18 protein-coding genes and 3 pseudogenes are annotated in these 26,192 nt (G+C 59.8%); 11 read left to right on the forward strand and 10 right to left on the reverse strand.

Annotated features, from left to right (window positions below; genetic code table 11):
* Window positions 1-12: 12 nt before the first annotated feature.
* Complete coding sequence (locus BK667_RS07945) at window positions 13-1,293, reverse strand: MFS transporter (RefSeq protein ID WP_123597265.1); 1,281 nt, start codon at window positions 1,291-1,293, stop codon at window positions 13-15.
* A gap of 284 nt (window positions 1,294-1,577) precedes the next feature.
* On the opposite strand from BK667_RS07945, the gene BK667_RS07950 reads away from it, so the two are divergent.
* A complete protein-coding gene (locus BK667_RS07950; protein ID WP_123597266.1) occupies window positions 1,578-2,705 on the forward strand; it encodes an MFS transporter in 1,128 nt (375 codons plus the stop codon).
* Between the two features lie 56 nt (window positions 2,706-2,761).
* Window positions 2,762-3,847 (forward strand): LacI family DNA-binding transcriptional regulator, encoded by a 1,086-nt coding sequence (locus BK667_RS07955; protein ID WP_123512788.1) that lies wholly within the window; start codon window positions 2,762-2,764, stop codon window positions 3,845-3,847.
* Between the two features lie 62 nt (window positions 3,848-3,909).
* Here BK667_RS07955 and BK667_RS07960 read toward each other — a convergent pair whose 3' ends face one another.
* Genes BK667_RS07960 through BK667_RS07970 form a run of 3 tightly spaced genes read right to left on the reverse strand, consistent with a single transcriptional unit; the run spans window position 3,910 to window position 8,029 of the window.
* Window positions 3,910-5,511, reverse strand: coding sequence for a GMC oxidoreductase (locus tag BK667_RS07960; protein WP_123597267.1), 1,602 nt, complete (start codon window positions 5,509-5,511; stop codon window positions 3,910-3,912).
* A gap of 17 nt (window positions 5,512-5,528) precedes the next feature.
* Entirely contained in the window at window positions 5,529-7,316 is a 1,788-nt protein-coding gene (locus BK667_RS07965) for a thiamine pyrophosphate-binding protein (RefSeq protein ID WP_123512792.1), read from the reverse strand.
* Window positions 7,313-8,029: a ThuA domain-containing protein gene (locus tag BK667_RS07970; protein WP_123512794.1), complete on the reverse strand. Its 717-nt coding sequence runs from the start codon at window positions 8,027-8,029 to the stop codon at window positions 7,313-7,315. The genes BK667_RS07965 and BK667_RS07970 overlap by 4 nt, the downstream gene beginning before the upstream one ends.
* 396 nt (window positions 8,030-8,425) lie before the next feature.
* Here BK667_RS07970 and hisD point away from each other — a divergent pair, with 396 nt between their 5' ends.
* From hisD to BK667_RS33930, 3 genes and pseudogenes are all read left to right on the forward strand, one after another.
* On the forward strand, window positions 8,426-9,709 hold the full coding sequence (gene hisD, locus BK667_RS07975) for a histidinol dehydrogenase (RefSeq protein WP_123597268.1): 1,284 nt from the start codon (window positions 8,426-8,428) through the stop codon (window positions 9,707-9,709).
* A gap of 441 nt (window positions 9,710-10,150) precedes the next feature.
* Window positions 10,151-11,146, forward strand: a pseudogene (locus BK667_RS33925) (methyl-accepting chemotaxis protein); the annotation flags it as partial.
* A 318-nt stretch (window positions 11,147-11,464) separates the two neighbouring features.
* Window positions 11,465-12,004, forward strand: a pseudogene (locus tag BK667_RS33930) (methyl-accepting chemotaxis protein); the annotation flags it as partial.
* Window positions 12,005-13,576: 1,572 nt separating this feature from the next.
* Here BK667_RS33930 and BK667_RS08000 read toward each other — a convergent pair.
* From BK667_RS08000 to BK667_RS08015, 4 genes are all read right to left on the reverse strand, one after another.
* Window positions 13,577-14,656 (reverse strand): ABC transporter ATP-binding protein, encoded by a 1,080-nt coding sequence (locus BK667_RS08000; protein WP_123512800.1) that lies wholly within the window; start codon window positions 14,654-14,656, stop codon window positions 13,577-13,579.
* Between the two features lie 5 nt (window positions 14,657-14,661).
* Window positions 14,662-15,453, reverse strand: a complete 792-nt coding sequence (locus BK667_RS08005) for an ABC transporter permease (protein WP_123512802.1) — start codon at window positions 15,451-15,453, stop codon at window positions 14,662-14,664.
* A gap of 29 nt (window positions 15,454-15,482) precedes the next feature.
* Window positions 15,483-16,418 carry an ABC transporter permease gene (locus BK667_RS08010; RefSeq protein ID WP_123597273.1) on the reverse strand — a complete coding sequence of 312 codons (936 nt, stop codon included), beginning with the start codon at window positions 16,416-16,418 and terminating at the stop codon, window positions 15,483-15,485.
* A gap of 134 nt (window positions 16,419-16,552) precedes the next feature.
* Window positions 16,553-17,713, reverse strand: a complete 1,161-nt coding sequence (locus tag BK667_RS08015) for an ABC transporter substrate-binding protein (RefSeq protein ID WP_123512806.1) — start codon at window positions 17,711-17,713, stop codon at window positions 16,553-16,555.
* Window positions 17,714-18,229: 516 nt separating this feature from the next.
* Here BK667_RS08015 and BK667_RS08020 point away from each other — a divergent pair.
* Window positions 18,230-19,513: a thiamine pyrophosphate-dependent enzyme gene (locus tag BK667_RS08020; protein ID WP_123597274.1), complete on the forward strand. Its 1,284-nt coding sequence runs from the start codon at window positions 18,230-18,232 to the stop codon at window positions 19,511-19,513.
* 27 nt (window positions 19,514-19,540) lie between these two features.
* Window positions 19,541-19,693: pseudogene (locus BK667_RS08025) on the forward strand (twin-arginine translocase TatA/TatE family subunit); the annotation flags it as partial.
* 8 nt (window positions 19,694-19,701) lie between these two features.
* On the opposite strand, the gene BK667_RS08030 reads toward BK667_RS08025, so the two are convergent.
* Window positions 19,702-20,568 (reverse strand): XRE family transcriptional regulator, encoded by an 867-nt coding sequence (locus BK667_RS08030; RefSeq protein WP_123512810.1) that lies wholly within the window; start codon window positions 20,566-20,568, stop codon window positions 19,702-19,704.
* A 467-nt stretch (window positions 20,569-21,035) separates the two neighbouring features.
* Between BK667_RS08030 and BK667_RS08035 the strand changes: the two genes are divergently transcribed.
* Window positions 21,036-22,205: a Gfo/Idh/MocA family protein gene (locus tag BK667_RS08035; protein WP_123597275.1), complete on the forward strand. Its 1,170-nt coding sequence runs from the start codon at window positions 21,036-21,038 to the stop codon at window positions 22,203-22,205.
* A gap of 8 nt (window positions 22,206-22,213) precedes the next feature.
* Here BK667_RS08035 and BK667_RS08040 read toward each other — a convergent pair whose 3' ends face one another.
* The gene (locus BK667_RS08040) at window positions 22,214-22,975 is read right to left on the reverse strand and encodes a DeoR/GlpR family DNA-binding transcription regulator (RefSeq protein ID WP_123597276.1); all 762 of its coding nucleotides are present in this window, start codon (window positions 22,973-22,975) and stop codon (window positions 22,214-22,216) included.
* A 150-nt stretch (window positions 22,976-23,125) separates the two neighbouring features.
* Here BK667_RS08040 and BK667_RS08045 point away from each other — a divergent pair, with 150 nt between their 5' ends.
* The 3 genes from BK667_RS08045 (at window position 23,126) to BK667_RS08055 (ending at window position 26,182) form a co-directional block, all read left to right on the forward strand.
* On the forward strand, window positions 23,126-24,148 hold the full coding sequence (locus BK667_RS08045) for a glycoside hydrolase family 3 N-terminal domain-containing protein (protein WP_123597277.1): 1,023 nt from the start codon (window positions 23,126-23,128) through the stop codon (window positions 24,146-24,148).
* 2 nt (window positions 24,149-24,150) lie between these two features.
* Window positions 24,151-25,173 (forward strand): glycoside hydrolase family 3 N-terminal domain-containing protein, encoded by a 1,023-nt coding sequence (locus BK667_RS08050; RefSeq protein WP_123597278.1) that lies wholly within the window; start codon window positions 24,151-24,153, stop codon window positions 25,171-25,173.
* A gap of 124 nt (window positions 25,174-25,297) precedes the next feature.
* The gene (locus BK667_RS08055) at window positions 25,298-26,182 is read left to right on the forward strand and encodes a sugar phosphate isomerase/epimerase family protein (protein WP_123597279.1); all 885 of its coding nucleotides are present in this window, start codon (window positions 25,298-25,300) and stop codon (window positions 26,180-26,182) included.
* Window positions 26,183-26,192: the final 10 nt, after the last annotated feature.

Consider the following 26,192-nt stretch of genomic DNA (forward strand, 5'->3'; position numbering starts at 1 on the left):
AGGTCGAGGTGGTCAGCCACCTCGACGGGGTGAGGTGCTCGCGTAGTTTTGTTTTTCGGTGGTGACCGTTTTGGGTGTTCGCATCAACAAAGGGCCGAACGTCGCCAGCAGACCCAGCATGATCAACGGGAAAAACATCAGCCTGCCCAGGCCGAAGTTGCTGACAATCACGGTGATGGCGGCCGGCCCCACCAGCATCCCGGAGAAGCCGATGCAATTGACGATGCCAATGTTGCGCCCCGCGTGTTTTGGATCGCGACGTCCGGCGGCAGAAATCATCAGCGGGGCGATGCAGGACAGGCCCAGGCCGAACAAGGCGAAGCCGACAATGCCGGTCGGCGCCGTGCCGCCAAGGATGGTGATGGTCATGCCGAGGACACACAGCGTCCCGCAGCCGAAAACCACCCGTGAATTACCGAACGCGACCGCCAGCCGATCACCGAAAAGACGCCCGACAAAAGCGGCGCCGACGAAGATGGAAACCGCCATGCCGGCCGTCGAGGTCGTTGTCGAGAATTCGCGCCGAATGTACTCCTGACCCCAGTCGGCAATCGCGTTTTCCCCCATCATGCTGCCGAGTAACAGAGTCCCGAGGGCAATCATCACCAGCAATGTTTTGGTCGATGGGCCTTTGCCGGCCTCATCGGTCGAGCGGGCGCCGGTGTGCCATTCGCCGGATGACGCGTCGGGCACATCATGCTTGCCGAGCAGCCATCGGCTGAAAAAACAGCCCACGACAAACAGCAGCACACCCAGCACGGTGTAGGGCACTTGCACGCTGTCGGTATAGAAACCGGTCAGCCAACTGCAGACCATCCCCAGCACAAAACCACCCAGCGAATAGCACGCGTGGAACCCCGACATGATCGAGCGCTGGTAGAAGCGTTCGACTTGAACGCCGTGGGCATTCAGCGCGGTATCCAGCGCGCCACGCAGCAGCCCGAGGATGACGCCGAAGCACAAGGCGAACCAGAATCCGCTGACGAAACCCAGCGGAATAATGGACAGGGGATACGCGAGTGCACACACCGTGATCACCGGTTTCGCGCCGAAGCTGTCCAGCAATCGCCCCACAAACAGCGCACCGGTTGCCGAGCCTACGCCGACCCCCAGTGCGATCAGGCCGAAATTCCCGTCACCCAGTTCGCCGGTTAAACCCAGTTGCACCCTGAACACGCTGACGCCCGTGGACCAGATATACATCAGGGCGCCGATCATCATGAAGCCGATGAAAGTCGCGATGCGCGCCTTGCGAATGCGCAGGGGGATAGGTGTTGCCGGAAGGTTGTTCATTGCGCTGCATTGTCCCTTTTGTTTTTGTGGGGTGTTTATGCAATTGAGTTATACGTATAACTCGTCGAAAGTAACATTTTCAGCCGATGGGCTGTCAACCCCATTTAGACTTGCGGCCAGAAAGGTAGGCGAACAAACACTCATTCATTTGGTCAGGCTGTGAGGCGTTGCCATGCTCGTCTAGCCTGATAAGTATTTTTGAGTTATACGTATAACTTCATGTTTCCAGCACTGAGGTTTCCGTGTCGTCTCAAGAATTGGTACTGCCGTGCGCTACACCTCACATGGCGGCTTATCGGCTGACGTTTCTGTTGTCAGGCCTGTGCATGGGCGCCTGGGCACCGCTGGTGCCCTATGCGCGCAGTCGAGCCGGGGTCGACGACGGTGCGCTGGGTCTACTGTTGCTCTGCCTCGGCCTGGGTTCGCTGGTGATGATGCCGCTCGCCGGTATCCTGAATGCCAGGAAAGGTTGCCGCTTTACCATGCACGTCGGCATCGCGCTGGTGCTGCTGACATTGCCGATGCTGGCGACCACGCATTCATTCGCAGGCTTGATGTTCGCCCTGACGGTGTTCGGCGCCGGCTGCGGCTCAGTGGATGTGACGATGAATGTCCAGGGGGTCATGGTGGAGCGCGCGACCGGTCGCTCATTGATGTCCGGTTTTCATGGTTTGTTCAGCCTCGGAACGATCGTCAGCGCGGCGGGCATGACCGCGTTGTTATGGCTCGGCGCGACGCCCTTGCTGGCCAGCAGTGTGGTGCTGATGGCGCTGGTTGCGTTTGTCCTCACCGCCGGGCGACACATGCTGGGGCGCAGCGGCGATGAAGGCAGTCCGATTTTTGTCCGGCCTACCCGAAAGGTCCTGTTGCTGGGCGTGCTCTGCCTCTTCGCGTTTCTCGCGGAAGGCGCGATTCTCGACTGGAGCGCGGTGTTTCTCTCCGAGGTGCGCGGGGTCCAGCATTCGATTGCCGGTCTGGGTTACGCCGCGTTCGCAGTGATGATGGCCTTGGGACGATTGAGCGGTGACCGGATTCTGCTGAAGCTGGGTTCACGCACGGTGCTCATCGGTGGCGGCTTGATTGTGATGCTGGGGTTTCTGATGGTCGTGCTGGCGACCGACTGGCTGTGGAACCTGGTGGGGTTTGCGGTGATTGGCGCCGGTCTGGCGAACATCGCCCCGGTTTACTTATCTTTGGCCGGCGCCCAGCGAACGATGCCGGGTGAGTTGGCGATTGCCGCGGCGACCAGCCTGGGTTACCTCGGCATCTTGATGGGGCCGGCGGTCATCGGGCTGTTTGCCCACGCGACAAGTCTGTCGGCGGCGCTGCTCGCCGTGGCCTCGTTAATGATCGCGGTCATGGTCAGTGCCACGCGACTGGTTCCGAAGGTTTCCCGTCAACGGGTACACTGAGTGCATGTTTTTTCACGGACCTCGAACGAGGTTTCAAAAAGATCGGGAAGCAAGCGATGGCATCCGTTTCAATGAAAGATGTAGCACTGGCGGCGGGGGTGTCCCAGCCTGCGGTGTCCTACGCTTACAATCGCCCCTCCAAACTGTCGCAAGCCCAGCGTGAACATATCCTGGAGGTGGCGGCCTCATTGGGCTACCCGGGGCCGAACGTGTTGGGGCGCAGCCTGCGCTCGGGCAAGATCGGCGCGATCGGGCTGATGATGATGGACAAACTGTCCCTGGCATTTGCCGATCCCTGCACGATTGCCTTGTTGCGCGGCATCAGCGAGGTGGGCGAACTGGAAAACGTCGCGCTGACGCTGTTCCCGCTGAATAACAATCGCCTGGTCGGGCGTTCACCCGCCGCCAATCATGGCAGCCTGGCCCTGCGCGGGCTGGTGGATGGTTTGATTATTTCGACCTTGCCGGATGATCACCCGGCCGTGTTGGCGGTGGTGAAACAGAACATTCCGTTTGTGGTGATCGATTCGCCGTTGGTGGACGACTCGTTTTTTGTCGGGATCGATGACCGAGGTGCCGCCCGCACGCAGATGCAACATTTGCTCGACCTGGGGCATCGCAAGATCGGCGTGATCATTGACCGCCTCAACCCCGACGGTTATCGCGGCCCGATTGACCCGCAACGTTTCAAGAGCGCCAGCGAGCGCATTGTCCGGGAACGACTGACCGGATACGTGGAAGCGGCGAGTGCAGCCGGCCTGGCCTTCGAGGACCTGAGCATTATCGAAGCCGGCGGGCTGGATTCGACGTCGGGGCAAGCGGCGGCTTTCACGCTGTTGACGTCCAATGACGTCACGGCGGTGGTGGCCTGCTCGGATGTGATGGCGATCGCCTGCATGAAAACGGCGCATGCGCTCAATCGCAACGTCCCGCAAACCCTTTCCGTGATTGGCTTTGACGATATTCCCGAGGCGGTTCAGCTCGGTTTGACCACGATTGGCCAGCCGATGGTGGAGAAGGGCGTCTACGCCGCGAGAATGCTGACCGAACAGTTGAATGCACCGGCCGGCACCCGTCTCGAACCCGAGCAGAAGATCTTCGCCACGAAATTAATTGTGCGTACCTCGACGCTCAAGATCTGACACCACAAAACCTGTGGCGAGAGACTTACTTGTGCCGAGGGAGCTTGCTCCCTCGCCACAGGTTATTTGGTGAAATTCGCCGCCACCCGCAGGGCATTCGCCGCGATGGTCAGCGCCGGATTGACCGCCGCCGATGACGGGAAGAAAGAGCTGTCGACCACCCAGACGTTGTCCAGGTCATGCAGCTTGCAGTTCACATCCAGCACGCTTGAAGCAGGGTCGGTGCCCATCACGGCGGTGCCGCATTGATGCGAGTTGGTGGCGATCCCCATGCGCGCTTTCAGAATCACCGGATAACCCGCCTCGCGCATGACTTTACTGGTCTTGCTCACCAAACCTTCATGGGCCTTGAGATTGTTCGGCGTCCAATGGACCTTGATCGCGCCGCGTTGCTGGTCATACGTGACCCGGTTTTCCCGTGTCGGCAAATCTTCAGACGTCAGGTACAGATCAACGCTGTGGTCGGTGATGTAGCGCGAGGCAAACTTTGGCAGCCACGGGCGCATCGATGTGATCATCGGCTCGCGGATTTTCCCCAACATCTGCACATTCCCCAGCGGAAACGCATTGTGCGGACTGGCGCTGTACCAGTCGTTAAGGGCCAGGGTCTTCTGAAAGATCACTTTGTTCTTGCGTCGCGGGTCCACCGCCAGCATGAAGGTGCTGTTGTGAACCATGTAGTTGCGCCCCAGTTGCCCGGAGCTATTGCCCAGGCCTTCCGGGTGCCGCTCGTTCGCCGACTTGAACAACAGCGCTGCACTGTTCACTGCACCGCACGCCAGCACGAAGCGTTTGGCGCGAAGCGTCACGTCGCGGCCATCGATCAGGCCACGGGCCTCGGTCACGCTGCGGCCATCGGTGCTGGTGATCAGTTGTTTGATCGTGGTGCGGGTCATCAGCCTGACCGTGCCACTGCGCAGGGCCGGTCGCAGCGCCGATACTTCAGCGTCAGCCTTGGCATCGACCAGGCAAGGATAGCCATCACAGGTTGAACACAATACGCAGTCACCGCCATCGCCATAATCCACCGCCGCCGGCATCACGAAGGGCTTGAGCCCGGAGCGGCGCATGCTGTGCTCCAGCGGGGCCAGGGCCGGGTCATGTTTGAGCGCCGGCTGCGGAAAAGGCCCCGAGCGCCAGGGTTCGCTGGGGTCGATACCCGCCTGGCCATGCACCCGGTAAAGTTTTTCAGCTTCGGCGTACCAGGGTTCCAGTTCCGCGTAGCTGATCGGCCATGCGGGGGACACGCCTTCGGCGTGCTGAATCTCGCCAAAATCCTCTTCGCGAAACCGAGGGAGCATGGCGCCATAGAATTTGGTGTTGCCACCGACATAGTAAAAAACGCCGGGGGAAAACGCTTGATTGGATTCATCCAGCCATTGCTCGGCATTGCGATAACGGCCGTCGCCGAACACCGATTCGGTACTCCAGTTTTGTATTTCCCGGGGCAGGAAATCACCCCGTTCGACGATCACAATATCCAGCCCACTCTCGCGCAACGCATGGGCAAAGGTCGAACCGCCCATGCCCGAGCCGATAATCACGACATCACAGTTGATATTGCCATCTGCATCAGGTGTCACCACGTCGAGGACGCGCCGCTCGCGGCGCGCCCCCGGTTGTGGATTCAGCTCTGCATGATGCGAAATCAAGGCATCACTCATTTGAGCTGCTCCAGTTCTTATAGGTGCTGTTCGGAGTTGCGCAGTTCCTGGTACTCGTCCTGGCGTTCGTCGGTGATGTACGCCGGAATCGGGAAGTCCCACCAGCCCGGCACCCAAGGACCTGCGGCGTCACGGTCAGTCGGGATCTCGATCAGCACCGGCGCGTTCAGGTCCAGGGCTTCCTGCAGGATAGGCTCCAGGTCTTCCGGGCGCTCCACGCGATAGGATTTCAGGCCGAACGCTTCGCCGACGGCTTTGAAGTCCGGGCTGTACGGCGTGCCATCCGGGTGGTTGAACTCGGTACCGATGTGGCGACTGGTCTGCTTGCGCTGGCCACCGCGAATCGACATGTACCCGGCGTTGTTCTGGATCATGAACACCACAGGAATGTTGTTGGTCACGCAGATCGCAATTTCCTGGGAGGTCATCAGGAAGTCACCATCGCCGAGGATGCACACCACCGGTTGATTCGGCGCCGCCAGTTTGGCGCCGATAGCGGCAGGCACCGCCCAGCCCATGGACGAGAAACCGCCCGAGGTCAGGTGCGTACGCGGTGTGTACACCGGGAACGTCTGCTTGACCGCGCCCTGAGTGTTGCCGGAACCGACCACCACAATGGTGTCCCGCGGGAAGATCTTGCGCAGGGCGCCCAGCGGACGTTGCGAGGTAAACGGGAAGCGATCGGAGTCGCGACGCCCCGCCAGTTTGGTTTCCCATTCATCCTGATAGCCGCGCAGGTCGCTGAGGTATTCCTCGCGGTCCACGGTCTGGCCTTTCAAACCTTCGACGATGTGAGCCAGAGCGTATTTCGCATCGGCGCAGATGCCCACGGTGACCGGGTAGTTCTTGCCGATTTCGTGCGGATCGATGTCGATGTGGATCAGCTTCGACGGCGGAATCGCAAAGGTCACGCCTTTGGCATAACTGGACGACGACCAGTCGGTGAAGCGACAACCCACGGCGATGATCACATCGGCGGTGGACGCCACTTGGTTACCGCACAGCGTGCCGGTCTGACCGACGCTGCCGGCGAACAGCGGGTGATCTTCCGGGAAGCCGCTTTTGCCGTTCCAGGTGGTCACCACTGGAATCTTCCAGGCCTCGGCCAGGGCGAGCACTTCAGCGCTGGCCTCGCCGGTGATGACACCGCCGCCGATCACCAGCACCGGGCGTTTGCAGGCCTTCAGCTCTTCAACCGCACGGGCGGTGGCCGCCGGGTCCGGGAAGCACTTGCCGATCGGGGTGCGTTCTTCGAGGGCATGCAGGGTGACTTCAGCGGCTTCGGCCTGAACGTCCATCGGGATTTCCAGGTGCACTGGACCCGGGCGGCCGGTGACCATCGCGCTCCAGGCCCGATGCATCATGAACGGCAACTCTTCAACGCGGGTCGCGACCCAGTGACGTTTGGTCACCGCTTCGGCGATTTTCGGGAAGTCGTTGTCGGTGTAGCGTTCCAGCTCCTGCAACAAACCGTGGCCGCGCATGTGGGTGGGCGGCCCGCCGGTGATCAGCATCAGGCTGGTGGAGTCGGTGAAGGCGGTGGCCATGCCGATCACGGTGTTGGCGGCGCCGGCACCGATGGACGTGACCGCCGCCATCGGCTTGCCGCTAACCCGGTAGTAACCGTCGGCGAGGTGCACCGCACTCTGTTCGTGGAAGACCTGGATGAACTTGAGTTTTGAGTCTTCCTCAAGGAAGGCGTCGGTGAGGGTCCAGATACCGTGCCCGGGGATGCCGGCGACGTATTCGACGCCATAGTTTTTCAGGGTTTGAGCCACGATCTGGCTGCCGGTCAATTTAGTCATGACAGGACTCCTTGGGTTGATGAAAGCGGGGTGGAGGTCTCGATGCTTTTTGCGCGTCCGCGAGTCGCCCAGTTCAGGCCCTGCTTGGTCAGGCGGCGGATATTGGGGTCGGCGAGGTTGCTGGTGTCGTGGCCGATCGAGTGATAGAACACCCGGCCCTGACCCCACTGGCGAACCCAGGCGACCGGGCTGCGATGGCCCTTGAGCCATGGGAACGGATTGCCGTCGAACGTGGTTTCGGCCAATACGTGGATGTTCGGGTCGACCTGCATGTAGTACTGCTCGGACCGCACCTCGAAATCCTCGACGCCTTGGGTGACTTCATGGCTGTGATCGATGACGTTGACCTGGTACGGATGGGGAAAACCTTCGCCCATCGGATGCTCAAGAAACGATCCGCCCAGCACCCAGTGATACTTGAGGCTGGCGCGAAAAGCCGCGCCCGCACCGTGCCAACCCACCAGCCCGGTGCCGCTTTCGATGGCTTCGAGCAGGCGGTTTTCCTGGGAGGCGGTCAGGGTTTCCGTGGTGACGGCGTTGTTCCAGCCGATCACGATCAGGTCGTAACCGGTCAAGTCCCTGTCCAGTGTGAAGATGTCGGTGGACTCTTCGACCTCGAAATCCAGCTCCTGAAAAACGGTCCGGGCCCATGCAGCAATTTCATAGGGGTAATGGCCGGGCCAGCCACCGAATAGATACAAGACTCGACTCACGGTTGGTCACCTCTTCAAGTTGGGTGTGATTATTAGGTTATACGTATAACCGCTTATTTAAGCTATCACTCCGAATTGCTAAGTCAATGCCTATGTAAATCTTTTGATGCCTGGTCGCTTGCGGCCCTTGATGCACGGGCTTCTAAGCCTTTAAGGGCGCGGGTCTTGGATGTCCGTTCATTCTTAGAAAGACCAGGTCGTCAGGTTTTAATAAGAAAAGGTTATACGAATAACGGAAGTTGCCGTTGTCAGTGCTTCAACACTGCGTCTGTGCTGCGTCAGATTGCGTCATCAATAAGGAGGCTGCGAAATTGCCCGGGGCAGGGGGGTAAGAAAAGATGGTCGCCAATGCTGAGTGCATCTGGCGTGCCCTCAAGAACCACCTGGAGCAAATTGATGATTCGTTATCTGAAAAAAAGTAAGCCTGTCGAAGCTCAAGCCGAGATCGCCTCCCAAGTTCGCGATACGGTGGAGCAGATCATCGCCAACATCGCCAGGAACGGCGACGCCGCTGTGCGTGAATACTCCAGGCAATTCGATCAGTGGGCGCCCACGTCCTTCCGCCTGACCGACGCAGAAATCGCGGCGTGTGTGGCCAGTCTTTCGGAGCAGGAAATCGGCGATATCAAATTCGCCCAGGCACAAGTCCGCCGCTTTGCCGAAGTGCAAAAAGCCTCCATGCACGATGTCGAGGTGGAAACGCTGCCGGGGGTGATCCTGGGGCACCGCAACATTGCGGTGAACTCCGTGGCCTGTTACATCCCCGGCGGCAAATACCCGTTGCTGGCCTCGGCGCACATGAGTGTGCTGACCGCCAAGGTCGCGGGCGTGAAACGCGTGGTCGCCGCAGCACCGCCGTTTGATGGCAAACCGCACCCGGCCATCGTCACCGCGATGTACCTGGCCGGTGCCGATGAGATCTATTGCGTCGGCGGCGTGCAGGCAATTGCTGCGTTTGCCCTGGGCACCGACACCTTCAAAGCGGTGGACATGATCGTCGGGCCGGGCAACGCCTATGTCGCGGAAGCCAAGCGCCAACTGTTCGGCAAAATCGGTATCGACTTGATCGCCGGCCCTACCGAAACCCTGGTGATCGCCGATGACAGTTCCGATGTTGAAATCATCGCCGCTGACTTGCTGGGCCAGGCCGAGCATGGCGTTAACTCGCCTGCGGTGTTCTTGACCAACAGCCTGGCACTGGCAGAAGCCCTGCCGGCGGAAATCGAACGCCAGTTGGCCATCCTCTCCACCGCGCCAGTCGCGTCGATCGCTTGGCGCGATTATGGCGAAATCATCCTGTGCGACACCGTCGACGAGTTGGTGCAGGAAGCCGACCGGATTGCCTCCGAGCACGTGCAGGTGATGACCCGCGAGCCCTTGTATTTCCTCGAACACATGACCAACTACGGTGCGCTGTTCCTCGGTGAACGGACCAACGTTTCCTACGGCGACAAGGTGATTGGCACCAACCACACCCTGCCCACCACCGGCACCGCGCGTTACACCGGCGGCTTGTGGGTCGGCAAGTTCATCAAGACCTGCACCTACCAACGTGTGCTGACGGACGAGGCGTCGGTGCTGGTCGGCGAATACTGCTCGCGCTTGTGCGGCATGGAAGGCTTTGCCGGGCACAAGGAGCAGGCGGATATCCGCATTCGTCGCTACAAGAAAACCGCTTGAGGGCTATGGCCCGGTTGCAGCACTTGGCAAGCGGGTAGCGAGAAAAAGGGTCGTTTCTCGCTGCTGCTGGTCACTCTCACCGTCTTTCCAAGTGTTTTCAGGCTCTCCGTATGGGGAGCTTTTTTTTGAAGCGCTCGAAAGAACTCGTTGTTCCAGGCTGGATTTTAGTGAGGCGATGCGATGGGAACCTTGTCGATTAAAACAAGAATTACGCTGGCTGCCGGGAGTTGCCTGTTTGCCATGGTGCTGTGCCTGGTGGGTTTTTCGATTCTTCAGATGCGCGACACCTCGGCGGTGGTCAGCGAGTCCAGTACCCAGGCGCTGTCCCAGGCGTCCATGCAATACCTGGAGGCGACGGGGTTCTTGCAGGCCAACGGAATTGAGCAGCGATTCCTCAGCAGCCTGATGTTTACCCGTTCCCTGGCCACACAGGTCGTGATGATGCGTCGCCAAGCCAAGCAAAATGGCTTGGCTGCGGCGCAGTTGCGTGGCGATCTGTACCGCTTGATTCGGGCGCAAGTGGCGACCACTCCGGAGATCCTCGGCGTTGGCATCTCCTTCGAACCGAATGCACTGGACGGTGCCGACGGGAGCGCCATCAATGGCGCCGAATTCACCGGCAATGCCAAGGGCCGGTTTGCGGTGTACGTCTCGTCGATGCAGAACTTCGTCCTCGACGAAAAGGAAATGTTGGACGACGGTGACCCTGGCAAAGCCTGGTGGAACTGCCCGAAGAAAACCCGAAAGGCCTGTTTGATCGAGCCCTATACCTTCCAGCTCAACGGTGTGCCGACCCTGACCTCAAGCATCGCGATCCCATTGATGGATGGCGGCAAATTCATTGGCGTGGTCAGCATCGACCTGCCGTTGAGCAGTCTGCAAAACATCGCGCAGAAAGCCAGTACCTCGCTGTTCGAAGGCCAGGGGCAGCTGACTTTTGTCAGCGCCGCCGGTGCCGTCATGGGCCGAAGCGGTGATCCGGCGGCATTGGGGACCGCCATCAAGGACCTCTACCCGCAGCAGGCGGCTGAGATGTTCGAAGGCGCGAAGTCGGGTAAAACCCTGACCCTCGATGAGGCTGGCAGCGCCAACGTCATGCTCGCCGTGCCGTTTTCCCCGATTCCGAACGCCAGCCCATGGATGACCGTCATCGAAGTGCCGCGCGCCACGCTGATGGCCTCGGTCGCGGCGATGCAGCAGGTGATGGAGCAATCCAATCGTCGGTCGATCATGCTGCAAGTGGCCACCGGGATCGGTGTCACCGTGGCCGGTACATTGTTGATGGGGTTGCTGGCGGTGAGTGTCACACGGCCTATTCGTCGGGTGTCCGCCATGCTGGAAGACATCGCCAATGGCGAGGGTGACCTGACTCGCCGGTTGAGCGCCGAGCGGCGCGACGAAATGGGCGCGCTGGTGGGGTGGTTCAATCGCTTCCTCGATAAGCTGCAGCCGATCATTGCCGAGGTCAGCCAAAGCGTTCTGGAGACTCGATCCACGGCGGACCAGGCGTCTTCCATCGCGACCCGGACTAGCAGCGGCATGCAGCAACAACTGCGCGAAGTCGAGCAAGTCGCCACCGCCGCCCATGAGATGAGCGCCACCTCTCAGGACGTCGCGCGCAATGCGTCCATGGCCGCGACCGCCGCGCGCAATGGCGACGTCGCTGCGCGGTCCTGCAAAGGTACGATCGAGACGGCGGCGCATTCCATTCAGTCGCTGGCCGATCACATGAGCGGCGCCATGACCGGAGTCCGTCAACTCGCCGACAGCAGCGAGAAAATCGGCAGCGTGCTCGATGTCATTCGCACCATCGCCCAGCAAACCAATTTGTTGGCGTTGAACGCTGCCATTGAAGCGGCGAGGGCCGGGGAGACGGGGCGGGGCTTTGCGGTGGTGGCCGATGAGGTTCGTCATCTGGCCCAGCGCACCCAGGATTCCGTGAGTGAGATCCAGGGCGTGATCGAAAGTCTGCAAAGCGGTACACGCGATGTGGTGAATGCCATGCAGAGCCAGCACCGCCAGGCAGACGCCAGCGCTGCCAAGGCGCTGGAGGCGGCCGGTGCGCTGGTTAATGTCAGCCAGAACATCGAAATCATGACCGACATGAACCTGCAAATCGCCAGCGCGGCCGAAGAACAGAGCGCAGTGACCGAAGAAGTGAACCGCAACGTCTCGGCGATCAGGGACGTGACCGGCGCATTGGTAGAACAGGCCGATCAATCCGCCCGCATCAGCCAATCCCTCAACGACCTGGCGAACCAGCAACAAGTGCTGATGAACAACTTCAAAGCCTGACCCCCACCCCGTAGGAGCAAAGCTTGCTCGCGAATAGGCCGGCACATCCAGCATCCATGTCGCCTGACACACCGCCTTCGCGAGCAGGCTCACTCCCACACTGGACCGGCATCGCCCACAAAATCCGAGCCCGACACACATCCCCTTGTGGGAGCGAGCCTGCTCGCGAAGACACCGGCACATCCAGCATCCATGTCGCCTGACACACCGCTTTCGCGAGCAGGCTCACTCCCACACTGGACCGGCATCGCCCACAAAACCCGAGCCCGACACAGTCCCCCTGTGGGAGCGAGCCTGCTCGCGAAGAGGCTGGCACATCCAACATCAATATCGCCTGACACACCGCCATCGCGAGCAAGCTCGCTCCCACACTGGACCGGCATCGCCCACAAAACCCGAGCCCTGCACAGCCCCCGTGTGGGAGCGAGCTTGCTCGCGAAGAGGCCGGCACACTCAACATCCATGTCGCCTGACACACCGCCTTCGCGAGCAGGCTCACTCCCACACTGGATTGGCGTCGCCGACAAAACTTGGGCCCTGCACAGCCCCCGTGTGGGAGCGAGCTTGCTCGCGAAGAGGCCGGCACACTCAACATCCATGTCGCCTGATACACCGCCTTCGCGAGCAAGCTCGCTCCCACACTGGATTGGCGTTGCCGACAAAACTTGGGCCCTACACAGCCCCCCTGTGGGAGCGAGCCTGCTCGCGAAGAGGCCGGCACACTCAACATCCATGTCGCCTGATACACCGCCTTCGCGAGCAAGCTCGCTCCCACACTGGACCGGCATCGCCCACAAAACCCGAGCCCGGCACAGTCCCTCTGTGGGAGCGGGCTTGCTCGCGAATAGGCTGGCACATCCAACTCCATGTCACCTGACACACCGCTTTCGCGAGCAGACTCACTCCCACAGTGGATTGGCGTCGCCCACAAAATCCGAGCCCGACACACATCCCCCTGTGGGAGCGGGCTTGCTCGCGAATAGGCCGGCACTTCCAACATCAATATCGCCTGATACACCGCCATCGCGAGCAAGCTCGCTCCCACACTGGACCGGCATCGCCCACAAAACCCGAGCCCGGCACAGCCCCCCTGTGGGAGCGAGCCTGCTCGCGAATAGGCCGGCACTTCCAACATCAATAACGCCTGATACACCGCCTTCGCGAGCAGGCTCGCTCCCACTTTGGATTGGCGTCGCCGACAAAACTTGGGCCAGGCACAGCCCCCTTGTGGGAGCGAGCTTGCTCGCGAAGAGGCCGGCACACTCAACATCCATGTCGCCTGACACACCGCCTTCGCGAGCAAGCCCGCTCCCACACTGGATTGGCGTCGCCGACTAAACTTGGGCCCGACACAGCCTCCCTGTGGGAGCGAGCCTGCTCGCGAAGACATAGGTACATCCAACATCATATCGCCTGACACTCCGCCTTCGCGAGCAGGCTCTCTCCCACACTGGAGTTGTGGTGTTCCGCTCAGGTCAAAAAAAACGCCGGATCATGCTCTTCTGAAAGAGGTCATGATCCAGCGTTGAAGTGGTTGATAAAACCCGCGCCGGTCTCGGCAGGGGTAATTGTCTATGCCGGTATCACCACAAAACTATCCGGCTTGCAGGTCAGCGCCACGTCCGCTCCGGGCGGTAGTGTGAGGCTACCCGGGGTCGGCAGTTGCTGGCATTTGAGGTCGATGGTGCCGCCAGCAACCGCCACCCGGTAAATAACCCGGTTGCCAATGAACGACGTGTCTTTCACCTTCCCGGCAAACGCGCCGTCAGCCAGCGCTGCGCCAAGGGCTGGCTCCAGGCCGATGGTTTCAGGACGGATCGACACATTCACCGGCCCGGCCCCGAGGCTGTTCTTGGCCGTGTGTGCGTAGCGACCGAACGGAAGATCGACAAAGCCATTGCTGGTATCGCCCAGCCCATACGTGCCGTTGACGATATTGGTGTCGCCGAAAAATTTCGCGGCGAACAGTGTGCGCGGCGACCAATACATCTCCTGCGGCCCACCGATCTGCTCAATACCGCCCTTGTTCAGCAACACCACGCGATCAGACAGAATCATCGCCTCATCCTGGTCATGGGTGACATACACAAACGTGGTCGAAGTTTCTTCGTGGATCCGTTTGATCTCGTTGAGCATGTGGTGGCGAATCTTCAGGTCCAGCGCCGCCAGCGGTTCGTCGAGCAGCAACACGGCGGGACGATTCACCAGCGCCCGGGCCAGTGCGACACGTTGCGCCTGCCCGCCGCTGAGCTCGGAGATCCAGCGATTCTTGAAGCCTTCCAGCTGCACCAATTCCAGCGCCTTGGTCACTTCACGCTTGATCTCATCCTTCGGTTTCTTCTTCAAACGCAAGCCGAACGCCACGTTGTCGAACACATCGAGGTGCGGGAACAGCGCGTATTTCTGGAACACCATGTTCACCGGGCGCTGTTCCGGCGGCAGGGACGTGGAGTCCTTGCCATCGATCACGACCTTGCCGGTGGTGGGTTCTTCGAAGCCCGCGATGATGCGCATCAGGGTGGTCTTGCCGCAGCCGCTGGGGCCGAGCAAGGTCAGGATTTCGTTGCGCTTGACGGTCAGGTCGACTTTGCCCAGGGCAGTCAGGCCACCGTAGCTTTTGGAGATGCCGGTCAGTTCAATACTGTTGGTCATGGTGATTACTCTGCAGTTTCAGCACGTTCAAGTTCGAGACGACGACGGCGCAGGGTCATGACCAGGCCGGCGATAACGATGATGGCGATGGTCACGACCAGCATGAATACCGAGGCGGCATTGATGGTTGGGCTGACGGCGCGGCGCATCATCGAAAGAATCATGAGGGGCAGCGTGGTGTCGCTGCCGGTGACGAACACGGTGATCAGGAATTCGTCCATCGACAGCGCCACCGCGAGGATCGCGGCACCGGCAATCGTCGGCCCGATGATCGGCAGCGTCACCAGCCAGAACGCCTTGAGCGGTGTGGCGCCCAGGTCACGGGCCGCTTCTTCGAACGACAGATCGAAGTACTCCAGGCGTGAACGCACGGACTCGACGAAAAACGGAAAGGTGAACAACGTATGGCCGATGACCACGGTCAGCAGCGAACGCGGCAGGCCGATCAGCGAGAAGAAAATCACCAGCGCGATTCCGAGGAACAGACCGGGCAGGGCGATGGGGGCGAAGTTCATGAAGGCGAAGACCGATTTCACCCGACCTTTCATGCGCATCAGCGCCAGCGCCGAAAACGTGCCCAGCAGGGTGGTGAGCACGGTCGAGCCCGCCGCGACGATCGCACTGTTGGTCAGGGCCGTCATGAAGTCCGAACTGTTGAACAGCGCCTCATACCACTGGGTGGAGAAGCCCTCGAAAGGGAACGATAACGAGGCCGACGAGTGAAAGCTGAACAGCGTGATAATCGCGATGGGCGCGTAGAGAAACAACATGTAAACGTAAGTAAAGAGTCTGATCATGGCGGTCACCTTGTTGTTATGGGCGGCATTCAGTCGTGGTAACGCTTGCCGGGCGCCAGGTTGGCCGCCCGCAACACACCCAGCAGCAGCGCATAGACCAGCATGAAAACAATCAGCAGCAGGTAGGCCATCGCCGCGCCCAGCGGCCAGTTGCCCACCGAGCGGAACTGGTTGGCGATCACCAGGCCGGTGGTCATCGCATCTCGACCGCCCAGCAACTGCGGCGTGACGTAGTCACTGGCGGCGAGGACGAAGGTGAACATGAACGAGCTGACGATGCTCTTGTGCGCCATCGGCATGATCACCCGCCACAGGATCGTGGCACCGCTGGCACCCAGATCGGCGGCCGCTTCGAGGTAGTCCTTTTTGATATCGCGCAAGCCCGACACCAGCAGCAGAAGGGTAAAGGGCAGCATGATGTGGACCAGGGTCAGCACCACGGAAAACTTGCTGAACACCAGCCAGTCCAGCGGCTGATCGATCAGGCCCAGGTGCAGCAAGGTGGAGTTGATCACGCCGTTGGTGCCCAGGATCGAACGCCAGGCGTAGACCCGCACCAGATAGCTGGAAAACCACGAGATCAACGCCAGGTACAGCACGGCGTTGGAGCGGGTGCGATACACGATGTAATAGGCGACCGGGGCACTGATCACCGTTGACAGCACGGCCGTCCAGAAGCCGTTTTGCAGTGCGATCCAGAGCGAGTCGTAAAACCCGCTGGCACCAAGGGCCCTGGCATAGTTGGCCAGGGTGGCGGCCGGTTCCATGCTGAAGGTCTTGGCGGTCCAGAAACTGGCGACCAGCAGCAGCACCGACGGGATGAGAAAGAACACAACCAGGAAAAACAGGGGAGGCGACGCCAGCAAATAACCGCTCAGGGTTTTTTTGTCGATTTTCACGTGTTTACCGGCCTGCGATTCCCGTTCATCAAGAAGGATGGGCTCGCTGTTGTTGACTACGTTCATGATTGTTGTGCCTTTGTTTTTATCGATAACGAGGGCGCTTTGGCGAGCGCGCAGGCGTGCGTGTCCGCAAACACGCACCCTCAAATAACCGTCCGTTCAAACCAGCCTCTAAATCGCGCGGCTGGTCGGCCGCTCTAGAACGAGCCTTTGAAGTTCGCCCACTGATCGATCCATTCAGCATAGGTCACATACTTGTCGGAGCTCAGGGGTGGCTGGCCGTAGAGTTTTGACTTCTCGAAAAAGCTGTCCAGGTTTGCGTAGTCGAAGGTGTTTCGCAGGTCGGCCGGCAGCAGTGGAACGGCTTTCTGGTTGACCACCCCGGAGAACATGGTGGTGGCCATCTTGGCCTGGGTGTCGGCTTCGAGCGTCTTGTTGATGAACTCCAGCGCCAGCGGGACATCCTTCGCGGTTTTCGGGATAAACAAGGCATCGCACCAGAGGGCCGCGCCTTCCTTGGGAACGGACAGCGCGGTGGTGACGCCGCGTTTGACGGTTTCGCTCGGGGTGTTGGCGGACGCCGAGAACACCGCGTCCACTTCGCCCGACACCAGCAGGGAAACTGCGTCACCCGAAGAGGCGGCAAAGACCCGGCATTGATCGCGGTACGGTTTGAGTTTTTCGAAGGCGTCGTCGAATTCGGCACGGGTCAGGTTGGGGAACTTGTCGCCGTAGCCGGCAATGATCGCGATGAGTGACCAGTTCGAGGTGCCGTCATCGACGAAGGTCAGTTTGCCCTTCAGTTTCGGATCCAGCAGGTCCTTGTACTCGGTAGGCTTTTTCACGTTTTTCGGGTTGTAGACAATGGTGTTCATGCCCCACAGCAGCGGCACGCCCCACTGTTTGCCATCCCAGAACCAGCGTTTGCCCTTGTAGAACAGCGGGACCGTATTTTCTTGCGAGTAATTGGGGATCTTCGAGGTGTCGATGGCCTTGAGCAGGCCCATTTCCTGGTAGATGGTCTCGTAGCCCAGCGCGTACATGGTCAGGTCAAGCTGCACCGGATCGGAGCCGGCCAGCCGCGCGGTAATGTCGTCCTGGTTGCTGGCGTAGCTGGAGCGTACGGTGATGCCACGCTGCTTGCGCCAGTCGGCCAGTTCCGCGTCACCGGTTTCACCTTCCCAGCCAAGAATCTCCAGGTGCCCACCCGCCGCGGCAAACGCACTGGGCACGAAAGAACCCACGTATAACCCCACGGCAGAGGCGGCGGCCCCGAGCAAAAACGTGCGCCGTTTCAAGCTAATCGAATCCAGGTCAATGCCGGTCAATCCATAACCCGTCTCTGTTTCTTTTTTCATTTCGAGTTCCTGCCTAGGGTGGTGGTTAGCAAACGATTAGCGACTAGCAATGTCTGTAGATCGGCAGTGTTATGGCCAGCATTGGTCCCTTGCAGCTGGGGAGATTGACGGCGCGAAAATGCCTGATGGAACGGGCATTGCGCTGTCGATCTCCACTGATCCGATTGACTCTTCCTTGGCTGGGCTACGCCGCTTTCCTCGGGTTGCAAGGTCAAGACTTGAAGCGGCGCGCCCAGCGCTTGATAGGCTCGGCTTGTTGTTTTCATGGATCGAGTATTGGCCTGGCAGGCAGAGCACTCAATTTCGCAGCATCTTTAAAAGCGACGCACTCTGACGCATCAAAGTGACCTAATCGGCGCAGCAGACTCCCCATAACCATAGTTCTCCCTGAACGGGTGAGATGGATGGATGAGCTGCGTCAACCTGCGTCTCTTTTGCCGCAGGTGCGAAATTGAGTGGCGGGTGCTGCCGGCGAATACTCCAATCGCGATCCTGAGGTTTTGATTGGAGTGTCCTGTGAAACTCACTGGCGGCCAGATTGTGGCGAAAGCGCTGAAAGCGAACGGTGTCGACTATGTGGCCGGCATGCCGGGTGACGGCTCGTGGGCCGTGGTCGAAGCCTTGCTGACGGCCGGCACCGATATCCCGTTCATTCAAGTGATGCAGGAGCAAAGCTCGGTGCATCTGGCTGACGGCTATTTCCGCGCTTGCGGTCGTCCCATGGCGGTGTTGCTGCCCGTCCCGCTGGGTATATCGAAAGCCTTGGGCGCGATGGCGGCCGCGTTGGCGGACTCATCGGCGATGCTGGTGATCAGTGATGACGGTGTTTTTTTTGACCCGCACACTCCCACCGGTGATCGGTGCCGGGCCACATGTGGGAGCGGGCTTGCTCGCGAAAGCAGAGTGTCAGGCGACATAGATGTTGGATCTGCCGGCGTCTTCGCGAGCAAGCCCGCTCCCACAGGGGGGTTGGTCCCTGGCATTACCAAAGAACATGTGCAGGTCTCGTCGATTGAGCAGCTGCCGCAAGCCCTGCGTCAGTCGTTCGATACGATGTTGAGTGGGCGGGTCGGCCCGGTCAGCCTGGAGATTGCGCACGCTGTCCAGAACGCCTCGCTTGACGTCAGCCTGGCGCCCGCCACGTTACGGGCGACCAGCGAAGTGCAACGGCCGGATCCGCGATTGAAAACAGCCGCGCCGGGTGAGCAGCCAGTGGCGCACAGGATCGAGGACAGCGTCAGCGATCTTCCGGTTTTGACCGTGCACAAGCCCTTGGCCGAGTTGCACTCAGTGCTGGAAAGAGATGCGGTGCTGGTCATCGGCGCGGGGCGTGTCGAGGCCATCGCGCGGGAGATGTTCCCAAGCAATCACCTGTGCACCGGCCGTGTCGGTACGCCGGGGTGGGCGGTGCCCGCGGCCATCGGCGCGAAGCTCGCCATGCCGGCGCGTCAGGTGGTGTGTGCCGTGGGCGACGGGGATTTCTTGCAGTCGATGCAGGAGATGGCGGTGTGCGTGATGCACAGCATTCCGGTGGTGTTCCTGGTGTTTAACAACAGTGGATATGTGTCATTGAGCGATGTGCAGACACCCATCGTCGAGCAGCATCGGGCCGGCGAATTCAACTTGCCGGACGGCAAACCTTACTCGCCGGACTTTGCCGGCATTGCCCGCAATTTCGGTCTTGAGGCGTGGCGGGTCGAGCACGCTTCACAACTCAATCCAACCTTTATCAAGGCCCTGAACAGCAAGGGGCCGTCGTTGGTCGAGGTGATCACGGCGCGCGGTTCGCGGTTGAATTAATCAACGGGTTTGCAGAGGAATAAAGCGATGGGAATTCTGGACTGGAAACACTGGATCGTCATTCTGGTAGTGGTGGTGCTGGTTTTCGGCACCAAAAAACTGAAGCACCTGGGCACGGATGTCGGTGAGTCCATCAAGGGCTTTCGCAAAGCCATGAATGACGATGAAAAGGGCGGTGAGCAACCGCCTCAATCCTGACCGCCCCACACGATGGTCGCGTTGTCGCCGGTCATGTATTCGCGCACTTCCAACGGTAACGACTGGTCGCTGGGCAGGACAGCGGTGGCATTGCGCAGGTGATGCTTGCGGATCTTGCCTTTGTCCACGAGCCCCAGCGCCATTCGGGTAGAGAAGGGCTGGCGGAAAGACGAAGACGCGACGCCGGTCACCAGGCCATACAGGAAGCGGATCGGTCGGCGATGCTGCGGGGTCAGGATCGAAAACGTCATCTCGTTGCGTTGCTTGCCTTCGAAGTCCACCAGGAACAAACGGTCCCCCAGCAACAGGCAAAAGCCGTGATAGGTAAATGAGTAGCCAATCTTGCCGCTGCCATCGAGTAACGGGAAACGTTCTACCGTGACGTACTGCACCATCGAATCGGCGCGATACAGGCACGTGACCGAACGCAGAATCCGGCCCTTGTAGATCGATGAGTTGTGGTACCGGTAATAGACGCCCAGATAGTCTTCGAGCAGATCGGCCGACTGCTTGGCCAGTGGCAGGAAGTGATTGAATTGCGCCGAGGCACGCAAGTCCGTCGGCAGTTCGTTTTCATACCCTTCATAAAACTTCTTGAATTCAGCCGGTGGGCGGAACAGATCCTCGGCTTCCATCATGAAATAGCGACCGATCTTCTGCAGGATCTTCTGCGAAGGAACGTGCTGACCCACCAGGTACTTGTTGAACTGCTGGCGATTGACGTCGACCTTGCGGCACATGTCGGCCACTGACCGGCAGGACTCGACCAGGGTACTCAAGTTCTTTTGCACATTGGCCTGCAAGTCACTGCGAACCTGTTGTCGCTCGGGATGCGAGGTGGCGGCAGTCAACGACATGGGGGGCTGATCTCCTCGGCTGGGCATTGTTATCTCGATGGGGTCTGGTTAATTAAGAAGTCGGTTATAAAAGTTATAGCGCAGTTATCGAAATAACCCTTTGCTTAACCACAAGTGCTTGAATTTCCTGCCATTAAGCCAAGCAGGTTTTATGCCGGTTTATTCAATTCACAGGGATCTTTTATAAACAGGCGAATGCAGCCTGTTTTCGCTTTGATTGGTGCTGATAATCCTTGGAAAACCTTGGCCGGACGGGGCAGTCCAGAGCCTTCGGGTTACTCCCGACCCCAGCCAGTAACACATTGATTTTTCGTAGGTAACAACTGATGTTGTTTCGTCTGAAAGATACTGTTTGGCGGTCCGGGTGCTTCAGTACGCGTCATGTATCGAAGGCGTGCGAAATGGAGATAAAAAGAGGCACGGTTGATACTTCGTGGGGCGTACTTATCTATTGGAGTCTTTGAACAATGGCAAGGTTAACCGACGACATTCCACGGCAAAGGCGTTTCAAGGTCGGCATGGTGGGCGGAGGGCAGGGCGCTTATTTCGCCAGTTATCATCGTGCGGCCATGCGCTTGTGCAATCGCTTTGATATTGTCGCCGGCGCCTTCTCTTCGGACGCGGACAAGTGCCGTGAGGCCGGAGCGGCGTTCAGTCTTGAGCCAGACAGGATTTACCTGTCATTTGCGGACATGGCCGCCGCCGAATCCCGTCGGCCAGACCCCATCGACGCGGTCATCATCGTCACGCCCAATCACTTGCATTTCGAACCGTGCCGACTGTTTCTCCAAGCCGGGATCCCGGTCATTTGCGACAAGCCATTGGTCAATGACCCGCAGGAAGCCCACGAGCTCGCGCGCCTTGCTGAATACAACAACACGTTTTTCGCGGTGACCTACACCTACCAAGGCTATCCCATGGTCCGGGATGCGCGCAGTCGTATCCAGGCCGGGGAATTGGGTGACATCCGCTTTATGTATGTCGAGTATTTGCTGGAGTGGCTGGCGCCGGGCGTCGACGGCTTGAGCAAGAGTCTCGCGTGGCGTGGCGACCCGCAGAAGGCCGGCCCGACCGGCGCGTTGGGCGATGTCGGGACCCACGCTTTCAACATGCTCGAATTCCTTTCCGGCCAACGCTGCACGAACCTGAACGCCAAGTTGAGCACCGTCGTACCCGGCTGGGGCCTGGACGACACCTGTGTGGTCCAACTGGAATTTGAGGGTGGCGCGGACGGCCTGCTGTGGGCCAGTTTCGCGGCACCGGGTCATCGCAATGGATTGCGTTTCAAGATCGTCGGTAGCAAGGCGTCACTCGAGTGGTGCCAGGAGTCGCCGGAAACACTGTTGTTCACCCCCATCGACGGCGCCGATCGCATTTACCGTCGCGGCCAGAGCGACAACGCGGCGCAGACACTGACCTTCACCAGTCTGCCGGCGGGCAATACCGAGGGTTATCTGGAGGCGTTGGCCGTGCTCTATGCCGATTTCGCCGAGGCACTCGATGCCGGGGACGGTTGGCGCACGGCGACGTCCGTGCCGTTGCCGGATATTCATGAGGGCGTGCGTGGCGTGTTGCTGTCCCAGGCTTGCGTCGAATCCAGTCGACGGCGTGCCTGGGTGGTTTTTCCTGAACGGTAAACCCGTGGTCAGGACGCGACCACGATGTTTGAAACCTTGGCCTGAATCGGGCCAAGGCGTTCGGCCGGGGCGTCTTTTTCCACCACCAATACACCCAGTTCCTCACAGGACGCGACCTGGTAATGCGCGATGCTCGACAGTTTTTCATTGGTCGCGGGGACCACGATCTGGCCGCTTCGGGAAACCACCGTGCGCTTGAATTCCGCATCGTCCATGTCGAACGCCGTCACGCCTTTTACCGCATCAATCGCGCAGGCGCCCAAAAAGCACAGGTCGAAATTGAAGTTCGACAACTGCTGAATCGCCGTTAGCCCGACGGTGCTGCCGGTCGCCTTGTGCAGGCGCCCACCCAGCAAGATCACATCGGCCAATGGCAGTTTTTCCAGTTCCAGTGCAATCGCTGGCGAATTGGTGGTGATGGAAATTGCGAGGTTGTGATCGATTGCGCTCGAAATCGAGGCGTTGGTGGTGCCGCCATCGATAAAGATATGTTGGCCGGACTGGATCAGCGCCGCTGCCGCGAGCCCAAGTGAGCTTTTGCGATCAGCCTGTGCATGGTCGCCACCGCGTACCGGTGCCACGGAAATAGCCCCGCCATAGACCCGCTTGCAGATACCCGCTTCTGCCAGTGCCGCCAGATCGCGCCGGATCGAATGCTCGGAAACATTGAATTCCTGGGCCAGATCGCCCGCCAGGACCCGGCCATGGGTCGCCAGCCGTTGCGCGATCAGGTTCTGCCGTTCGCCTGGGAAAGCTTCATGAGTGAGCATTGACTAAATCGATTCCCTGTGTAGAGTGAGCGCAAACGAGCACAAGCTGCATATTTTGTGCTCGAAGTTGAGCGGTATCATGCGTGGCACCCCGTCATGCGTCAATAAAGTTGAGCGTTCTGCTCAAAAAAACGGTGTTGAGGAAAAGCGATGTCAAGCGAACTGCATCAAGCTGCGTATTCGGTCCTGCTGCCCGCGTTCGGGGATTTGCGCCTGGACGACAACGTCCGTCGTTATTTGAACCGTGGCGGCGTTTCCATTTTGCTCGGTGAGACCCGGGACGAGTACGTCGGCCGGGACATGAGCCCGGCGCGCAAGAGCACCGAGACCCAGGCTGACTTTATCAACATCGCCGCAGAGGCGGCGGCATTGGCCGGGGCGCCCGTGCTGATTGCCGTGGATCAGGAACTCGGTGGCATCGAGCGTCTGCATCAACTGGTGCCGGCCGTTGCTTCGAGAGAACAGCTCCAGAGCCTCAGTGCTCAAGACATTGAGCAACGCTGCTTTGAAATGGCAAGCGTGGCGCGAACCCTGGGGGTCAATTTGTTCCTGGCGCCGATCGTCGATGTGGTCACGGGCGCCAACCCGTGGTTGCACAACCGGCACTTGGGCGCCGATCCGGTCGAAGTCAGTCGGGTTTCCTGTGCCTTTATTCGCGGCGTACAGCGCGCCGGAGTGATCGCCACCGCCAAGCACTTTCCCGGCCATTACGTCACCGAGCAGGATCCGGCAATCGCTGAAGCCACGGTGCCCGGACCGCTGGAATTGCTTAATGACAACCTGGAAGTGTTCAAGCAAGTCATCGCCACCGGTGTGCAAGCGGTGATGCCGGGGCCTGCGGTTTTCCCGGCCATTGACCCTGATCACTCAGCCTCGACCTCGGCCAAGGTGATCGGAGTTTTGCGTGACACCCTCGGCTTCGACGGCTTGATCATTTCCGATGACCTGGATGCGGTTTCCATTCTCAGGGGCCATTCCATCACCGACACCGCTGTTGCTTCGCTGGCGGCGGGCGCGCACCTGTTGCTGGTGTCCAGCGAATCGGGCCTGGATGCCATCGCCGAGGCCATTGTGGCGGCAGTTCACGAAGGCGTTCTGGACCGTCAGCTTCTGTTGGACGCGGCCACCAAGGTTCGCGAACTGGCAGCGGCGAATAACGACCGTCGGAGCTGATCATGAGCACTCTTGAAAGCAAGGCATACAGCGTCCTGTTTCCGGTTTTGCTCGATCTGGACATGAATGATGGCGTGCGCCGTTTCCTCGGCAGTGGCGGGCGCAGCCTGCTTTTCGGCGAGACCGCGCAGGAGTACGTCAGCGGCAAAATGAGCGCGAGCCGCCTGCAAGCGGAAACCCTGGAAAAATGGCAACGGTTCACCGGCACGGCAACGGAGCTGGGCGGTCCGTTGCTGCTCGCCGCCGATGCAGACATCTCCGCCGTGCACCGTTTGCAAGGCATAGCCCCGGCGCTGCCCGAGCCCGAACGGGCCAGGGCGATGGACATGGTTGAGCTTGAAGAGGCGTGCTTTGAGGTCGCGACAGCCGTGCGCAATGCAGGGGTGAATCTGCTGCTGTCGCCGACCGCCGATGTGGTGGGCGGCACCAACGTCTGGTTGCAGGGGCGCACGCTTAGCGATGATGTCGAGCGTGCGGCTGCGATGGTGGGTGCTTACGTCCGCGGCGTGCGACGGGCCGGGATGGCCAGCACGTTGAAGCATTTTCCCGGGCATCCGGTGCTGCTGAAGCAACCGGCCACTGAAGTGGCAGTGGTCAACGAGTCGCTGGATCAACTGCGTGCCTACTGGCCTGCATTTCAAGCCGGAGTGGAGGCCGGGGCGGAAGCGGTGATGATGGGGCCGGCAATCTTTGCGGCCTGCGAGCCGCCTGCAGCCGCATCGATTTCTCCCGAGCTGATCGGTTTGCTGCGCCAGGAACTGGGGTTCAAGGGCTTGGTCATGACCATTGACCTGGACCACCGCTCAACCATCGGAAACCTGTCGCTCGGTGAAGTGGCGGTGGCGGCGCTGAACGCGGGGGCGGATCTGTTGCTGATTTCCGCCAAGGCGATGCCTGACATTCCGCAGATCGTTCGCACCATCACCGCGGCTGTCGCTCAGGGACGGTTGTCGCAGGAGCGACTGGACTCGGCTGCAATGGCCGTTTCCACGTTGGCCAACCGCCTCGCGAATTCTGTCCTGTAACCCTTGTGGGAGCATCGACACCTGACGCAGTGACTGCGTCAGGTTGCGCCGCATTTGCCTCGAGTGCGAAATAACGGCCGAAACCCTATCGCTCTACACTGAATGTCAACGGTAGGAGCCTGATATGCACACTCAAAACAACATCCTGGCCTTGCATTCCACCGTCGCCAAACATTCGACGTTGGCGATGGATATCGACATTGCAAAGACCGTCGGTTTCGATGCGCTGGAGATCTACAGCGGCAAACTGGAAGCCTATTTGCAGGCCGGTCATTCCGAGTCGGAACTCAAAGCGCTGCTGAGCAATACCCACGTCACCGGGATCGGCTACCTGAGGGACATCGAACGCCTGGGCGCCGAACGCGACGATTTGCTGAAGGAGGCGGAACGGCTTTTTCAACTGGCCAATCTGGCCGGCGCCAAAGGTGTGCAAGTGCTCACCGGGCCGATCAACGTACAAGCGGTGATCGATTGGCAGAAGCACGGCACCAGTGCTTATTACAGCGGTTTGCTGGGGCACGATGAAGCTGAACAATTTGCATTGACCGCCCGCAACCTTGCGCTGCTGGCGGATTTGGCCAAGCAATACGACGTCCTGCTTTATCTCGAAGCACTGTCCTGGACGCCACTGAACACTCTGGCCCATCAACTACAGCTCATCGATCGCACCGAACGCAGCAACGTCAAAATGGTGATCGATTACTGGCATTGCTTTACCTCCGGCGTCAGGCCCGAAGACATCGCGCGCATGAACAAAGACGTGATCTACGGCGTGCACGTGTGTGACTCACTGCCGTTTGCCGGGGGCATTCCCAATGAAGAAATCCTGCGGGACATACCGACCGGAAGCGGGATCTTGAACCTCGCCGAGTGGACGGACGCGGTGAAGGCCACCGGTTACGACGGCTGGTGGAGCTGCGAGTTGTTTTGCAAGAAACAGCAGCAACAAAACAGCTATGAGGTCGCGAAAGAGCTGAAGGCGCTTTTAGTCAGCCTCGTTGGACGATAAAGCGTCGTTC

Source organism: Pseudomonas frederiksbergensis (genome assembly GCF_003732705.1).
In the GTDB taxonomy this organism is placed as follows: domain Bacteria; phylum Pseudomonadota; class Gammaproteobacteria; order Pseudomonadales; family Pseudomonadaceae; genus Aquipseudomonas; species Aquipseudomonas frederiksbergensis_F.

What these genes read in the sequence shown, in the direction of transcription:
- BK667_RS08055 (WP_123597279.1), top strand. Translation starts at nt 25,298, where the DNA reads ATGCACACTCAAAACAACATCCTGGCCTTGCATTCCACCGTCGCCAAA.
- BK667_RS08040 (WP_123597276.1), bottom strand. Translation starts at nt 22,975, where the DNA reads ATGCTCACTCATGAAGCTTTCCCAGGCGAACGGCAGAACCTGATCGCG.
- BK667_RS07955 (WP_123512788.1), top strand. Translation starts at nt 2,762, where the DNA reads ATGGCATCCGTTTCAATGAAAGATGTAGCACTGGCGGCGGGGGTGTCC.
- BK667_RS07950 (WP_123597266.1), top strand. Translation starts at nt 1,578, where the DNA reads ATGGCGGCTTATCGGCTGACGTTTCTGTTGTCAGGCCTGTGCATGGGC.
- BK667_RS08010 (WP_123597273.1), bottom strand. Translation starts at nt 16,418, where the DNA reads ATGAACGTAGTCAACAACAGCGAGCCCATCCTTCTTGATGAACGGGAA.
- BK667_RS08050 (WP_123597278.1), top strand. Translation starts at nt 24,151, where the DNA reads ATGAGCACTCTTGAAAGCAAGGCATACAGCGTCCTGTTTCCGGTTTTG.
- hisD (WP_123597268.1), top strand. Translation starts at nt 8,426, where the DNA reads ATGATTCGTTATCTGAAAAAAAGTAAGCCTGTCGAAGCTCAAGCCGAG.
- BK667_RS07945 (WP_123597265.1), bottom strand. Translation starts at nt 1,293, where the DNA reads ATGAACAACCTTCCGGCAACACCTATCCCCCTGCGCATTCGCAAGGCG.
- BK667_RS08035 (WP_123597275.1), top strand. Translation starts at nt 21,036, where the DNA reads ATGGCAAGGTTAACCGACGACATTCCACGGCAAAGGCGTTTCAAGGTC.
- BK667_RS08045 (WP_123597277.1), top strand. Translation starts at nt 23,126, where the DNA reads ATGTCAAGCGAACTGCATCAAGCTGCGTATTCGGTCCTGCTGCCCGCG.
- BK667_RS07965 (WP_123512792.1), bottom strand. Translation starts at nt 7,316, where the DNA reads ATGACTAAATTGACCGGCAGCCAGATCGTGGCTCAAACCCTGAAAAAC.
- BK667_RS08015 (WP_123512806.1), bottom strand. Translation starts at nt 17,713, where the DNA reads ATGAAAAAAGAAACAGAGACGGGTTATGGATTGACCGGCATTGACCTG.
- BK667_RS08000 (WP_123512800.1), bottom strand. Translation starts at nt 14,656, where the DNA reads ATGACCAACAGTATTGAACTGACCGGCATCTCCAAAAGCTACGGTGGC.
- BK667_RS08005 (WP_123512802.1), bottom strand. Translation starts at nt 15,453, where the DNA reads ATGATCAGACTCTTTACTTACGTTTACATGTTGTTTCTCTACGCGCCC.
- BK667_RS08030 (WP_123512810.1), bottom strand. Translation starts at nt 20,568, where the DNA reads ATGTCGTTGACTGCCGCCACCTCGCATCCCGAGCGACAACAGGTTCGC.
- BK667_RS07960 (WP_123597267.1), bottom strand. Translation starts at nt 5,511, where the DNA reads ATGAGTGATGCCTTGATTTCGCATCATGCAGAGCTGAATCCACAACCG.